Consider the following 14,332-nt stretch of genomic DNA (forward strand, 5'->3'; position numbering starts at 1 on the left):
GCAGTAAAACTGAACGATTTTCATAGAGCGGCCGATATTATAATTATTATAAAATCTTGACCCGTACTAGGCTGCAACCTGGCCTTGTGATAATCTAGTAAGCGAGGATGAATCGGATGGTGAAGGAGCGAAAGAGAGTGAACAAAAAGCTTGCAGCCTCGCTTGCAGCCGCCCTGATTCTGATGCTGTTTGGCGGAATGGCGGTTTGGCATAAAGATGTTGTTAAACGCGGTGTACGTCATGTACTGGTGAGGGCCGGTTTTAAAGGCTTGTCCGATTCGGGTCAGAGCGCAAAGCTGCCCATTTTAAGGAAACCTTCTGCCAAGCCTACTCCGAATGCCGTTTATTATCGCGACGGGGTTATCGTACTGATGTATCATGAAGTAAAGCCAGTGCAAAGTGATGCAAAAACACTGCTAGTCAGCAAGTTCAAGGAACAGTTGAATTTGATGAAAGCCAACGGCTTTCACTGGATAACGATGAGTCAATATACGAATTTTATTCTTCATCATGGCAAAATTCCGGATAATGCGGTTTTGCTGACCTTTGACGACGGTTATGAATCTTTCTATCAGTATGCGTATCCTGTATTGAGGCAGTATCATGCTCCGGCGACCAACTTTCTGATTGTGAATACGATCAGCAACGTTAAGCATATTGGCATTCCCAAATTGACATGGGGCCAGATCAGGCTGATGCATCGTAGCGGCATTGATTTCTTCAATCATACTTTTGATTCCCACAGCTACAGCTATACCGACAAAGCTCATCGCCATCTGAAGCCGCTGCTGGCAGGACCCATTTATTCGGCCAAAGATGCCCGGAAGGAAACGGAGCCGGAATATGAGGACCGGATTTATAATGATTTGTCCAGAGCCAAAGAGATGCTTCATAGAGAACTGGACAATACCTATGACGTTCTTGCTTTTCCATACGGAGCCTTTTCGGAAGATACGATCAAAGTTTGCCGCGAATTGGGAATTGAGGTTACGTTTACGGTGAAGCGCGGAATGAATCACGCCGGGCAGCTGAACGGATATCGGGTAAATGGAGGCGGCGGGGACAATGAACCCGACGTGATCGTGGAGTATATGAAAGAAGGGGCGCCGGAGAAGAATCTGACCTTGAACAAACCTTATGATTTGATAGAGATCAAATAGCAAGGCTTTGCCTGAAAAAAACGCATCCCAGGTCGACCGCAGTATGAGTATAAAGCGGCAGGATCATTGTTCAGAAGGAAAGGAGGACCAGGGTGGAAGATTTGCTTGGATATGAAAGGGAATATTGGGAGAAGTCTTTCCAGCATATTGCCGGGATTGATGAAGTGGGAAGAGGATGTCTGTTTGGAGATGTCGTGGCCGCAGCGGTTATTTTGCCGCAGGGGCTTGTATTGGAAGGCGTGAACGATTCCAAAAAGCTGAGCCCGAAGAAACGGGAAGCTCTATTCGATGAAATCATGCGGGAAGCAGCCGCAGTCGGGATCGGGCTTGTTGATGCGGAAACGATTGACCGTATTAATATCAAACAGGCCGCCCGTCTTGCCATGAAGCAGGCGGTTGAAAATTTGCAAGTGCAGCCCGACTATTTGTTTGTCGATGCCGAGAAGGTGGATGTTCCGCTTCCGCAGCTGGCGATTATCAAAGGAGATGCGAACAGCCAGTCTATCGCGGCAGCATCGATTATTGCAAAGGTGACGAGAGACCGGCTTTGCCAGGGAGAGTGGGAAGCGAAATACCCTGAATACGGGATCGCAGTACATAAAGGCTACGCTACGAAGCTGCACAGGGAGCAACTTTTGCTGCTTGGCCCTACACCGATGCACCGGAAAAGTTTTTTGACCCATTTGTTTATAGAGCAGCAGGAGCTGTTCTGACCGGATCAGATGGGGGAACCGGAGCAGGTTTATGGTTTGGCCTTGCTTCGAACTAAGCAAAGGGGGTAAAAGCAATGAATATTGGCCCTATCTTAAGAGGCGCGCTCGGAAAAAGCCAGCCAGCTGACGCCAGAACGCTGGAGCTGCGCACAGGCCAGGTGGTGAGGGGAACTGTGTTAAGCGTATCGGAGGACGGGGCGCAAGCCGTAGTTGAGGTACAGGGCGTGAAGCTGAAAGCCGCTCTGGAATCTCCGCTGCGGCAAGGGCAGTCCATGATGATGCAGGTTCAGCCGCCCGGAGGCGACGGGCAGACCGTTCTTAAGCCGCTGCTGCCCGGAGCAATGCCGTCAGGCGGCGATCCAGGCGTGGAGCAGCTTCTGAAAAATGCCGGCTTGGACAATACGCCGGACAACCGCGAACTGGTCAAGCTGATGCAGAGTGCAGGCATGCCGGTTACCCGGGAGCAGGCGGAGGCGCTCATTCGGACGCTGGCCGCAAGGCCTGCCGAAGTCCCGCTCGCTGAATGGGTAAACGCGGCGGCCATTGCGGTTCAGCGCGGACTTGAGCTGAGCGGAGAGATTGTGGGCGGCCTGCGCCAAGCGATATACGGGCCGCCTGTCCATCAACTGATCGCCGTTCTTGAAGATCAGCTTGCGGCATTGCTTCGGGCAGACGGCGGTACTTTGGGCCTTACCTCCGGCCAAATGGGTCCGGCCTCGTCCGAAAGTCTGCCGGAAGGTACGGCAGCGGGTTCAAGCGCCGGAACGGGGTCTGCCGTCCCGGGCCCGGGCGCAGCCAAGGCCGGCGAACCGGCCTCGGCTGCAGGCGGGGCAGCGGCCGGTTCCGCTGCCCAAGGCACAGTCGCTCTGCTGCAAAAGCTGCAGAGCGTTCTCGGCGAGCTGCGTGCAGAGCTCGCCGCAGGGCAACAGAGCTCCCGCGCGTCTGCGCCGGGAGCTCAGGCGAATGCCGCAGCCGCCGGTTTCCCGGCTGCGGGCGGGAGCGCCGCCGCGCCTGGCCAGGCGGCGCAGGAAGCAGCTCCGCCGCCGCAGGGCGGGGCTGCGCCGGAGCTGACGCGGCCCGCCCACGAGACGGAGTCGTGGGTGGGCCGCGTCTTGAAGCTGCTCGGTGCGGAGCACGAGCAGCAGGCGGGGCGCGCGCTTTTGCTCGCAAGCGCGCGCCATGCGGCTGCGCCGCAGGAGACGCCGCCCGGCCAAGGGGCGGCGGCCAGAGCCGGCGGCGGCGAAGCTGCGCCGCCGGGCGCGGGCGCGGCTCAATCAGGCGCCGCGCCCGCTGCGAGCGGCACTGCGGCTGCTAGTGCCGCCGCCCGGGCCGCGGCAGGCGGAAGCGCTGGAGCTGCAGCAGGAGCCGGTGCCGAAGCACCCACCGGGAGCTCCGGCACTGCGGCTGGCTCCGCATCGGCGCAGCCTGCGGGCGGCGAAGCGCCCGCTGCAAAGCTCGCAGCGGGCGAGCAGCAGGCCGGCGGCCTTAAGCCGCTTCCCTCAATCCTTCCGGCGGAGTCTGCCGCGGAGCTTCCTGCGTCTTCTCCTGCCGCCTTTGCCGGTTCCTCCGCTGATGATGCGGCGGCGGAGCCGCTTAAGGAAAGTCTGAAAAGCGTGCTTCTGCAAATTATGGACGCCCCGGATGCGCCGCCGCAGCTGCAGGAAGCCGCCCGGCAAATGGTTCAGCAGCTGACGGGGCAGCAGCTGCTGCTGAATACGGACCGGACGGCCCCGTTTGCGCAAATCACGATGTTCCTGCCGTTTAAAGGTCCGGACGGCGGCGAAACGGCGACCATCCAGATTCAGTCGCGCCGGGGGAGACGCGGAGAACTGGATCCGGACAACTGCCGGCTCTGGTTTGATCTTAATATGTCTGCACTGGGAAAGCTTATGGTTGACGTCCAGGTTGCCGACAAAAAAGTCATTTTGCAGATTCACAGCGAAGGCGAGGAAGTGAGCGCTTTTCTGGAGAATAGACGTGAAGAAGTGAGCGAAGCGATAAAAGGGGCCGGATATCGGCTAGTCGAGCTAAGAACAGAATCCTACCCGGTGCCTGCGGAAGACCGGGAGGAGAACGTTTCACAGTCTGGGGCCATTTCATATGTTCCTTCTGTGTACCGGGGAGTGGATTATCGGGTATGAGTAAACAGCAAAGGGAAGAATTGCCGCTAATCAAGAAGGCGGTTGCCTTGAAATATGATCCGGGCGTCCATGAAGCGCCGATTGTGTCTGCCAAAGGACGAGGGCATCTGGCGCAGCAAATTCTAGACAAAGCGAAAGAGCACGGCATTCCGGTTCAGGAGGATGTTGCGCTTGTGGAGGTGCTCTCCAAGCTGGATTTGGATCAGCAAATACCTGCGGAACTGTATACGCTCGTTGCGGAAATATTAAGCTTTATTTACCGTTCCGATCTTGCGGCGAAGGATGGAATGGATGATGGGGAATAACGGGGAAAAGCATCCTTTTTTCACAAGAGATAACCGGAAAGCTACAGGAGCGGCGGGGGAAAAGGCTGCCGCTGACTTTCTGGAGCATGAGGGCTATACGATATTGGAACGGAATTGGCGCTGCCGCAGCGGCGAGCTCGATATTGTCGCCTGCAAGGACGGCCTTGTTGTCATCGTTGAGGTTCGCAGCCGGAGCGCCGGCTCGTCTTCCTTCGGAAGCCCGGCCGAATCGGTTAATGCTCGCAAGATCAGGCAGGTGAGGGACACTGCGCAGGTTTATCTTTTTCAGAGCGGCCGGAGCGGTTTGGCTGTCCGTTTTGATGTAGTGGCCGTATTGCTGGACCGAAAGGGCGAAGCGGTATCCACCGAGCATATCATGGCGGCGTTTTGAGCTGTCCCTCCAGCCGGAAAATGAGCGTGCAAGCAAGCAGAAAGTGTGAGCGAAGCGGTCTGCCCAAGTTACTCTTAAAAAAATTTCCGGATTCGAACAACATTTCATTGACTTTCAAGGCGCCCTAATTATACAATGATTTACAACAACATAAGGAAGAAAAAGGAAGCACCTTTTCTTGACAGAGAGTGGATGTACCATGACTGCCGGAATGAGGTGTTTTTTTGCTATGTACGGAAAATTATACAGCGCTTGTCTTTATGGTATCGACGGGGTGCTGATTGAGGTGGAAACCGATTTAAGCAACGGACTCCCAATGGTGTCCATCATAGGCCTGCCGGATACGGCGGTCCGGGAAGCTGTCGAAAGAGTCAGATCGGCTATCAAAAATTGCGGGTATACTTTCCCGCTGCAGCGGATCACGATTAACCTGGCACCTGCCGATCTGCGGAAGGAAGGCTCCGCATTTGACCTGGCGATTGCGCTTGGCTTGCTTACGGCGAGCGGCCAAATATCACTGCCGCTTGATGAGAAGGTGTTGATTATCGGAGAGCTGGCGCTTGACGGAGCGCTGCGTCCGGTAACCGGCGTCCTTCCGATGGTCGATCTCGCCCGTCGCTGCGGATTCCATTCTGTGCTTCTGCCGGTCGAGAATGCGGATGAAGCTTTGCTGCTGGAAGGGGTTCATATCTATGGAATCAGCCATTTGAACCAGCTTTCCTTTCTGAAGCAGGCTCCGGATGGCAGAAAGCAGGCGAATCCAGGCATGTTCGTCAGCTCGGAATCAACAGTCTCCACCGATCAAAACGCTAGCTGCCGCTTGGAAGGGGCATCCGCCTCCTGGTCCCGCCTGGAGTATACCCGCAACTCATCAACGACACCTGTGGCTCAGATTCAGCAGCAACCCGATAATTACAGCGACGTTTCAGGACAAAGGCAGGTGAAGCGGGCGCTTACCATTGCGGCAGCGGGCATGCACAATCTCGTACTGATCGGTCCTCCGGGCACGGGCAAAACGATGCTGATCCGCAGACTCCCGGGCATTTTGCCTGATTTGTCCGAAGAAGAAGCGCTGGAAGTAACGAAAATATACAGCTCAGCGGGAAAATTCAAGGAATTTTCTCACGGACTGCTGAAACGCCGCGCTTTCCGTTCACCCCACCATACGATTTCAGCGGGAGGGTTGGTCGGAGGCGGCCCGATTCCGAAGCCGGGCGAGGTAAGTCTTGCCCATAAAGGGGTTCTCTTTCTTGACGAGCTGCCTGAGTTTTCACGCCATGTCCTGGAAGTGCTGCGTCAGCCGCTGGAGGAGCGGATGGTCACGATCAGCCGTTCAAGAGCTGCGTTTACGTTTCCGGCCCATTTCCTTCTGGCGGCCTCGATGAATCCATGCCACTGCGGCTATCTCGGTTCCCAGCCGCCTTTGCCCCGCTGCACATGCAGCCCGGGCAGAATCAGCCAATACCGTGCGCGGATTTCGGGTCCTCTACTGGATCGGATCGATCTGCAGCTTGAAGTTCCGCGTCCCAAGACATGGAATCCGGACGAAGTCCCGATTTCCTCCGAAATGATGAGAGAGCAGGTATTGTTTGCGCAGGAGCGGCAAAGCCGCCGTCTCCAGGGCAGCGGGCTCAGTTGGAACAGCGAGCTGTCCGGAGCCATGCTCAGGCAGTCCGTCAAGCTGCGCAGGGATGCGGAGCTGCTGATGACCTCGTCGTTCGATCACTTGGGGCTCAGTATGAGAGCTTATGACCGAATTATCAAGCTGGCCCGTACCATTGCCGATTTGGAGGATAAAGAACAGGTCATGGCGGAGCATGTGGCGGAAGCGATGCAGTATCGCCAGCTTGACAAGCGAAGCGTTGACACGGAAATATAGCGGGTTGTTATCGGGATTTGACGAGCGTCGGCAAATGCTCGGGAAATTTGTCAAAGCCCGTTGTCACTGTACTGTAACCGTTCTCAAAATGGGATGAATTTCATATCAAAAAGATGTGTATAAACCGTGAACTTTTTGAGGAAAGCGTTTTAAAAACATGCTAAAATAAATTGGGTTTATATTGATTGCCCATATAACCGTCCGTTGATAGGAGGATTCAAACCAGATGAATATCCATGAATATCAAGGAAAGCAAGTGTTGAAACAGTATGGTCTGGCCGTTCCGGAAGGACGGGTGGCGTTTACGGTGGATGAAGCCGTAAAGGCGGCAGAGGAATTGGACAGTCCGGTCGTTGTGGTCAAGGCTCAGATTCATGCGGGCGGCCGCGGCAAGGCCGGAGGCGTCAAGGTAGCCAAACATCTGGATGAAGTGCGCGTTTACGCACAGGAGCTTCTCGGCAAGGTGCTCGTTACTCATCAGACGGGTCCTGAAGGCAAAGAAGTTAAAAGGCTGCTCATTGAAACAGGCTGCGACATCAAGAAGGAATACTACATTGGGGTTGTAGTAGACCGTTCAACGGGACGGGTTGTGATGATGGCCTCTGAAGAGGGCGGTACGGAGATTGAAGAGGTTGCCGCAAAGACGCCGGAGAAGATTTTCAAGGAAGTGATCGACCCGGCAGTGGGGCTCCAAAACTACCAGGCGCGCCGGCTGGCTTATGCCATCAACATTCCGAATGAACTTGTGGGCAAGGCTGTTAAATTCATGGCGGCGCTTTACAAGGCGTTTGTGGATATGGACTGTTCAATCGCGGAAATCAACCCGCTTGTTGTGACCGGTGAGGGCGAGGTGCTCGCGCTGGATGCCAAACTGAACTTCGACTCCAACGCTCTTTTCCGTCACAAGGATATTCTTGGGCTTCGGGATCTGGAAGAAGAAGATGCGAAAGAGATCGAAGCTTCCAAATACGATCTGAGCTATATCGCCCTTGAAGGCAATATCGGTTGTATGGTCAACGGAGCGGGCCTTGCCATGGCAACTATGGACATTATTAAATATTACGGCGGCGAGCCGGCGAATTTTCTGGATGTCGGCGGCGGTGCAACGGCAGAGAAGGTTACGGAAGCCTTTAAAATTATTTTGTCCGACCAAAAGGTAAACGGCATATTTGTGAATATATTTGGCGGAATTATGCGCTGCGATGTCATTGCGTCCGGCATTGTCGAAGCCGCCAAGCAAGTAGAGCTCAATCGACCGCTTGTCGTTCGGCTTGAGGGCACGAATGTGGGGCTGGGCAAGAACATTTTGGCCGATTCCGGACTGGATATCGTTTCTGCAGACTCCATGGCGGACGGGGCGCGCAAAATCGTCGAATTGGTCTCGTAAGTCTCATTTTCATCCATATAAAGCTGGAAGAATTGCCTGACTATGAAGGAGGCCTTTAAAATGAGCATTTTGATCAATAAATATACAAAAGTCATTACCCAGGGTATAACCGGAGCAACCGGGCTGTTTCATACGAGAGGCGCGCTTGAATACGGAACGCAAATGGTAGGCGGTGTTACGCCGGGCAAAGGCGGAACGACGATCGATATTGAACTGGAAGGCGGTCAGACCGTCACCCTGCCGATCTTTAATTCCGTGATGGAGGCCAAGGAGTCGACAGGGGCTACGGCAAGTGTAATTTATGTTCCCCCCGCATTTGCTGCCGACTCGATTATTGAAGCGGTAGAGGCCGGGCTTGATCTCGTCATTTGCATTACGGAAGGCATTCCGGTTCTGGACATGGTGAAAGTGAAACGGTTTATGGAAGGCAAGAGAACCGTCCTCATCGGTCCCAACTGTCCAGGCGTCATTACACCCGGCGAATGCAAAATAGGGATCATGCCCGGTTATATTCACAAGCCTGGACATGTAGGCGTCGTATCCCGAAGCGGAACGCTTACTTATGAAGCGGTACACCAATTGTCCACGCGCGGACTGGGCCAGTCGACGGCGGTCGGGATTGGCGGAGACCCTGTCAAAGGCTCGGAATTCATTGATATTTTATCCCGCTTCAACGAGGATCCGGATACGCATGCAGTTATCATGATCGGCGAAATCGGCGGAACCGCGGAAGAGGAAGCCGCGGAATGGGTACGCGACAATATGACGAAACCTGTTGTTGGCTTTATTGGCGGTGTTACGGCGCCCCCAGGCAAGCGGATGGGGCACGCAGGAGCCATTATTTCCGGTGGAAAAGGGACGGCGAAAGAGAAAATCGAAAAGCTGGAGACATGCGGCATTAAGGTGGCGCCGACTCCTGCGGAAATGGGCTCAACGCTAATCGAAGTGCTGGAATCCAGGGGATTGCTGCAGGGCTGCCAGGTACATTAATAAAGGCTGCAAAACTGTCCAGGCAAAGGTAAGCAACCTTCTTATCCTAATAACAGGAATGGAAGGTTGCTTATTTGTGTCTGCCGGCTTTTGAGCTCTATGGAAAGGATGCTGATGGATAAAATGGATCTGCGAAAAGTGCTAATTGGACTGCATCACAGCAAAGGGATCGGCTGGAAAACGATATCGCAGTTAATGGAGCATCGAGATTTGCCTATGGCCGAAAATTTTGGCGAATCCGATTGGATTGAGCGGGGCGTCGCAGCCGCAGCCGCCCGAGGACTTACGCATACGGTTCGGGAAGAATATGTTCTAGAATATGAAGATAATCTTAAGAACAAGGGGATAATACCGGTGACGCCATTTGATGCCGAGTACCCCATATTATTGAAAGAAACGCCTAGACCGCCTTGGGTATTGTATACGATAGGACGAATCGAGCTGCTTGCTTCGCTATGCATTGCGCTCGTCGGGACCAGGGTGCCTACAGCTTATGGCAGAAAGGCAGCCGAAATGCTGGCTGGGACGCTGGCTAGCCAAGGGATCAATGTCGTCAGCGGCATGGCGAGAGGGATTGACGGAATTTGTCATGAGGCGGCTTTTCGCGCCTCCGGGCTTACAACAGCGGTGCTGGGTACGGCGATCGACAAGCCATATCCTCCCGAGAACTACTCGCTTTACCGGGAAATCGGCGAAAAAGGGCTTATCATATCCGAGTATCCGGTTGGCACGCCGCCCCATCCCGGTTTGTTTCCGCAGCGCAACCGGATTATTGCTGGGCTCTCCCGCGGCACAGTCGTGGTGGAAGCGGATCTGCGAAGCGGATCGCTCATCACGGCCGATAGCGCGCTTGAGGCCAATCGGGATGTGTTTGCCGTTCCCGGCCCGATCACTTCGCCCAAAAGCAGAGGAGCTCTAAATCTGATCAAGCAGGGAGCCAAGCTTGTAACGGAGGCATCGGATATTTTGGAAGAATACGGATTTAGGCCGGCTCCTGTGCAAATGGAAAATGGAAACAAGTTGACAGAAGAGGAACAGCGCATATACCATATGTTGGAGCAGGGAAACCGAAGCTTTGATGAGCTTCTGGCCCTGACTAGCTGGGAGTTTGGACTTTTGCATTCAGTTCTGTTATCTTTAATCATAAAAAAGCAGGCGGTTCAACTGCCAGGCTCCATTTATAAATTGGTTTAGTCTGTGAACAGCAAAGCAGACGTGAATGAAATCAAGCTTAACTATGTATGTAGGAGAGGAGGAACATCCTGTGGCGGATTCACTAGTAATCGTGGAATCACCGGCCAAGGCAAAGACGATCGGCAAGTATTTGGGCAGCAAGTTTATCGTCAAAGCCTCCATGGGCCATGTCCGCGATTTGCCGAAAAGTCAAATCGGCGTTGAAATTGAAAATGATTTTAATCCAAAATATATAACGATTCGCGGTAAAGGCTCTGTACTTAAGGAATTGAAGGACGCCAGCAAAAAGGTGAAGAAAGTCTATCTGGCAGCCGACCCTGATCGCGAGGGAGAAGCCATTGCCTGGCATTTGGCCCACGTGCTGGATTTGAATGAAGGAGAAAGCTGCCGGGTCGTATTTAACGAAATTACGAAGCAGGCTGTGAAAGACGCTTTCAAAAGCCCGCGGCAAATCAATATGGACCTTGTTAATGCACAGCAGGCACGGCGCATTTTGGATCGGCTTGTCGGCTACAAAATCAGTCCTCTTTTATGGAAGAAAGTAAAGAAGGGGCTGTCGGCGGGACGTGTTCAATCCGTAGCGGTCAAAATTATTATGGACCGGGAAAATGAAATTTCGGAATTTGTGCCTGAGGAATACTGGAGCATCACGGCTTCTCTCAAAACGGGAGACAGCGTATTTGAAGCCAAGTTCCACAAGTTTGCGGGAGAGAAAAAGGAGCTTCACAGCGAAGCTGACGTACAAGAAGTTCTGAAGGCGATTGAAGGCGCGGAATACACGGTTGGCGCTGTTAAAGAAAAGGAAAGACAAAGACATCCCGCTCCGCCGTTTACGACAAGTTCGCTGCAGCAGGAGGCTGCACGCAAGCTGAACTTCCGCGCTGCCAAGACGATGTCCGTCGCCCAGCAATTGTATGAAGGGGTAGACCTCGGCAAAGAAGGTACGGTAGGTCTGATCACTTATATGCGTACGGACTCGACCCGGATTGCCGAATCGGCTCAGTCGGAAGCCAAGGAATTCATTTTGGAGAAGTACGGAAATGACTTTGCGCCGGAGTCGCCGCGCCAATATTCGAAGAAAGCGGCCAATGCGCAGGATGCCCATGAAGCGATCCGCCCAACTTCTGTTTCAAGAGATCCGGAATCGGTCAAGGCCTTCATGAGCAAGGATCAATTCCGGCTTTATAAGCTGATTTGGGAACGCTTTATGGCAAGCCAGATGGCCTCGGCCGTTCTGGACACGATGTCCGTAGACATTGCAGCAGGTGAAGTCACCTTCCGGGCGGTTGGATCCAAAATCCGCTTCCACGGCTTTATGAAGGTTTATGTGGAGGGAAGCGACGATTCCGCAGCTTCGGAAGACGACAAATTTCTCCCGCTTCTTCATGAAGGTGACCGCTTGCAAAAGGAAAATATCGAGCCCAAGCAGCATTTTACCCAGCCCCCTCCCCGGTATACGGAAGCGAGGCTCGTCAAAACGCTGGAAGAGCTCGGAATTGGACGCCCGTCTACTTATGCCCCTACGCTTGAAACGATCCAGAAACGCGGATACGTAGCGATAGAAGAGAAGAAATTTGTTCCAACCGAGCTTGGAGAATTGGTTATCGAGCAAATGGAACAATTTTTCCCTGAAATTCTGGATGTAGAATTTACGGCGAACATGGAAGGTGATCTCGACCATGTCGAGGAAGGCACGGAAGATTGGGTTCGCGTTCTCGGCGAATTTTACGGTTCCTTTGAGAAGCGGCTGGAAGTCGCTGAAGAAGAGATGAAAGAAATTGAAATCGAAGATGAAGTGTCTGATGAGATTTGCGAGAAGTGCGGCAAACCTATGGTTTATAAATTGGGGCGCTTCGGAAAATTTTTGGCGTGTTCGGGTTTCCCGGAATGCCGGAATACGAAGCCAATTGTCAAAGAAATCGGTGTGACCTGTCCCAAATGCAAGGAAGGCCATGTCGTTGAGCGCCGCAGCAAGAAAGGCCGCGTATTCTATGGCTGCAGCAGATACCCGGAGTGCGATTTTGTCTCATGGGATAAACCTTCAGCGAAGCTTTGTCCTGAATGCGGTTCACTGATGGTCGAGAAGAGAAGCAAACAGGGGGTCAAGCTCCAGTGTACGGCTTGCGATCACAGCGAGATCGTGGAGGAAGAGGGCGACGAGGCATCAGAGGTTTAACATATTGGAGGTTGTAAAAATTGACAGAACCAAATAGGGTAACCGTTATCGGCGCAGGTCTGGCGGGCAGCGAAGCTGCCTGGCAGATTGCAAGCCGCGGTGTGCCTGTTACTTTATATGAAATGCGCCCTGTGGTCAAAACCCCGGCTCATCATACGGATCAATTTGCCGAGCTGGTGTGCAGCAACTCTCTGCGGGCAAACGGCTTGACCAACGCGGTTGGCGTCCTTAAAGAAGAGATGAGAATGCTGAATTCCCTGGTACTTGGTTCAGCGGATCGGAATGCGGTTCCTGCAGGTGGCGCGCTGGCCGTTGACCGCGACGGTTTTTCAGGAGAGATTACAAGGACGCTGCATGAGCATCCGCTCATCAATGTAGTCCATGAAGAAATTCAGGATATACCTCAGGAGGGGGTTGTGGTTATTGCCACAGGCCCTCTTACTTCCCCGGCGCTTTCGGAGAAAATCAAAAGCCTGATGGGCGAAGAATATTTTTACTTTTATGATGCTGCGGCTCCGATTATTGAAAAAGATTCAATCGATAGGGGCAAAGTTTATCTGGCATCCCGCTATGATAAAGGTGAGGCGGCCTATTTGAATTGTCCGATGAATGAAGAGGAATTCAACGCTTTTTATGATGCGCTTGTCTCCGCCGAGGTGGCACAGCTGAAAGAGTTTGAGAAGGAAGTTTATTTTGAAGGCTGCATGCCGATCGAAATCATGATGAAGCGCGGCAAGCAGACCGCTTTGTTTGGGCCGATGAAACCGGTGGGGCTCGTTAATCCGCATACGGGAACTCTGCCCTATGCGGTTGTGCAGCTGCGTCAAGACAATGCTGCCGGAACGCTGTATAATATGGTCGGATTCCAGACTCATCTGAAGTGGGGCGAGCAGAAGCGGGTATTTTCCATGATTCCGGGCCTGGAAAATGCGGAGTTTGTTCGGTATGGCGTTATGCATCGCAATACTTTCATCAATTCCCCCAAGCTTCTTGAACCTACCTATCAATTCAAGAAACGTCCCGACCTGTTCATCGCCGGACAAATGACGGGAGTGGAAGGCTATGTCGAGTCAGCCGCTTCCGGGCTGATCGCCGGTATTAATGCAGCCCGGGTCGCTGCAGGCAAAGACGGCATTGTGTTCCCGGAAGATACGACGCTGGGAAGTATGGCCCGGTATATTACTACAGCAGATTTTAAACATTTTCAACCGATGAATGCGAATTTCGGCCTGTTTCCCAAGCTTGAAACACGTATCCGCCAGAAGAAAGAAAAGAACGAGGCGCTGGCTCGCCGTGCGCTGGGGTCGCTTCAATCTTTTATTGCTTCAGTCGAGGTCATTTAACCAAAAGGAAGGTGCTTGCTGATGGAATTGTCTTTTCATGCAACAACGATTTGTGCAGTAAGACATAACGGCCAGGGAGCAATTGCCGGGGACGGGCAGGTTACATTCGGAGAAAACGTCATCATGAAGCATACGGCCAAGAAAGTCCGCCGTCTGTACCGCGGACAGGTTTTGGCGGGTTTTGCGGGTTCTGTTGCTGATGCGATTACCCTGTTCGAAAAATTCGAAGGGAAGCTGGAGGAGCACCATGGCAATTTGCAGCGTGCTGCAGTCGAACTTGCCAAAGAATGGAGACAGGATCGGGTGCTTCGCAAGCTTGAAGCCCTTCTGATCGTTATGGATAAGACCGGAATGCTGCTTATTTCCGGCGGCGGTGAAATCATCGAACCCGATGATGATGTGCTGGCTATCGGCTCTGGCGGCAACTACGCCCTCTCTGCTGCGCGTGCTTTGAAACGGCATGTCAAGGATATGAATGCCAAGGAAATGGCTTATGAAGCCCTGAAAGTCGCTGCAGATATTTGTGTTTATACGAATCATAACATTATTGTTGAAGAACTTTAATAAAATTTGGATAGGGCTGCTTAACCGTAAAAAGGTTTTTGAAATTTTTCGGTCAGGCTTGTTTCAGACGCGAACCTATGCGTTATGGA

Annotated in this window: 12 protein-coding genes; all 12 read left to right on the forward strand. The window is 53.1% G+C overall.

Going from position 1 to position 14,332, the window contains the following annotated elements:
* Positions 1-137 precede the first annotated feature (137 nt).
* Positions 138-1,160 (forward strand): polysaccharide deacetylase family protein, encoded by a 1,023-nt coding sequence (locus K7397_RS04545; RefSeq protein ID WP_337926671.1) that lies wholly within the window; start codon positions 138-140, stop codon positions 1,158-1,160.
* Between the two features lie 65 nt (positions 1,161-1,225).
* The gene (locus tag K7397_RS04550) at positions 1,226-1,873 is read left to right on the forward strand and encodes a ribonuclease HII (RefSeq protein ID WP_223066846.1); all 648 of its coding nucleotides are present in this window, start codon (positions 1,226-1,228) and stop codon (positions 1,871-1,873) included.
* Between the two features lie 74 nt (positions 1,874-1,947).
* Positions 1,948-4,014 carry a flagellar hook-length control protein FliK gene (locus K7397_RS04555; protein WP_223066757.1) on the forward strand — a complete coding sequence of 689 codons (2,067 nt, stop codon included), beginning with the start codon at positions 1,948-1,950 and terminating at the stop codon, positions 4,012-4,014.
* Positions 4,011-4,319: an EscU/YscU/HrcU family type III secretion system export apparatus switch protein gene (locus K7397_RS04560; RefSeq protein WP_223066758.1), complete on the forward strand. Its 309-nt coding sequence runs from the start codon at positions 4,011-4,013 to the stop codon at positions 4,317-4,319. The genes K7397_RS04555 and K7397_RS04560 overlap by 4 nt, the downstream gene beginning before the upstream one ends.
* The gene (locus K7397_RS04565; RefSeq protein WP_223066847.1) at positions 4,309-4,710 is read left to right on the forward strand and encodes a YraN family protein; all 402 of its coding nucleotides are present in this window, start codon (positions 4,309-4,311) and stop codon (positions 4,708-4,710) included. The genes K7397_RS04560 and K7397_RS04565 overlap by 11 nt, the downstream gene beginning before the upstream one ends.
* A 229-nt stretch (positions 4,711-4,939) precedes the next feature.
* A complete protein-coding gene (locus K7397_RS04570; protein ID WP_223066759.1) occupies positions 4,940-6,589 on the forward strand; it encodes a YifB family Mg chelatase-like AAA ATPase in 1,650 nt (549 codons plus the stop codon).
* A 226-nt stretch (positions 6,590-6,815) separates the two neighbouring features.
* On the forward strand, positions 6,816-7,976 hold the full coding sequence (gene sucC, locus K7397_RS04575; protein ID WP_223066760.1) for an ADP-forming succinate--CoA ligase subunit beta: 1,161 nt from the start codon (positions 6,816-6,818) through the stop codon (positions 7,974-7,976).
* Between the two features lie 60 nt (positions 7,977-8,036).
* Positions 8,037-8,966 carry a succinate--CoA ligase subunit alpha gene (gene sucD / locus K7397_RS04580; protein ID WP_223066761.1) on the forward strand — a complete coding sequence of 310 codons (930 nt, stop codon included), beginning with the start codon at positions 8,037-8,039 and terminating at the stop codon, positions 8,964-8,966.
* Between the two features lie 123 nt (positions 8,967-9,089).
* Positions 9,090-10,160, forward strand: a complete 1,071-nt coding sequence (gene dprA / locus K7397_RS04585; RefSeq protein ID WP_223066762.1) for a DNA-processing protein DprA — start codon at positions 9,090-9,092, stop codon at positions 10,158-10,160.
* Positions 10,161-10,230: 70 nt separating this feature from the next.
* A complete protein-coding gene (gene topA / locus K7397_RS04590; protein WP_223066763.1) occupies positions 10,231-12,336 on the forward strand; it encodes a type I DNA topoisomerase in 2,106 nt (701 codons plus the stop codon).
* A 20-nt stretch (positions 12,337-12,356) separates the two neighbouring features.
* Complete coding sequence (gene trmFO / locus K7397_RS04595) at positions 12,357-13,679, forward strand: FADH(2)-oxidizing methylenetetrahydrofolate--tRNA-(uracil(54)-C(5))-methyltransferase TrmFO (RefSeq protein ID WP_223066764.1); 1,323 nt, start codon at positions 12,357-12,359, stop codon at positions 13,677-13,679.
* A 21-nt stretch (positions 13,680-13,700) separates the two neighbouring features.
* A complete protein-coding gene (gene hslV, locus K7397_RS04600) occupies positions 13,701-14,243 on the forward strand; it encodes an ATP-dependent protease subunit HslV (protein ID WP_223066765.1) in 543 nt (180 codons plus the stop codon).
* Positions 14,244-14,332 lie beyond the last annotated feature (89 nt).

The organism is Paenibacillus caui (assembly GCF_019904135.1).
GTDB lineage: Bacteria > Bacillota > Bacilli > Paenibacillales > Paenibacillaceae > Fontibacillus > Fontibacillus caui.

Bases quoted from the DNA above. Each gene is read 5' to 3' on its own strand.
- K7397_RS04560 (WP_223066758.1), top strand. From the start codon at position 4,011: ATGAGTAAACAGCAAAGGGAAGAATTGCCGCTAATCAAGAAGGCGGTT.
- K7397_RS04565 (WP_223066847.1), top strand. From the start codon at position 4,309: ATGGGGAATAACGGGGAAAAGCATCCTTTTTTCACAAGAGATAACCGG.
- sucD (WP_223066761.1), top strand. From the start codon at position 8,037: ATGAGCATTTTGATCAATAAATATACAAAAGTCATTACCCAGGGTATA.
- K7397_RS04555 (WP_223066757.1), top strand. From the start codon at position 1,948: ATGAATATTGGCCCTATCTTAAGAGGCGCGCTCGGAAAAAGCCAGCCA.
- sucC (WP_223066760.1), top strand. From the start codon at position 6,816: ATGAATATCCATGAATATCAAGGAAAGCAAGTGTTGAAACAGTATGGT.
- hslV (WP_223066765.1), top strand. From the start codon at position 13,701: ATGGAATTGTCTTTTCATGCAACAACGATTTGTGCAGTAAGACATAAC.
- K7397_RS04570 (WP_223066759.1), top strand. From the start codon at position 4,940: ATGTACGGAAAATTATACAGCGCTTGTCTTTATGGTATCGACGGGGTG.
- dprA (WP_223066762.1), top strand. From the start codon at position 9,090: ATGGATCTGCGAAAAGTGCTAATTGGACTGCATCACAGCAAAGGGATC.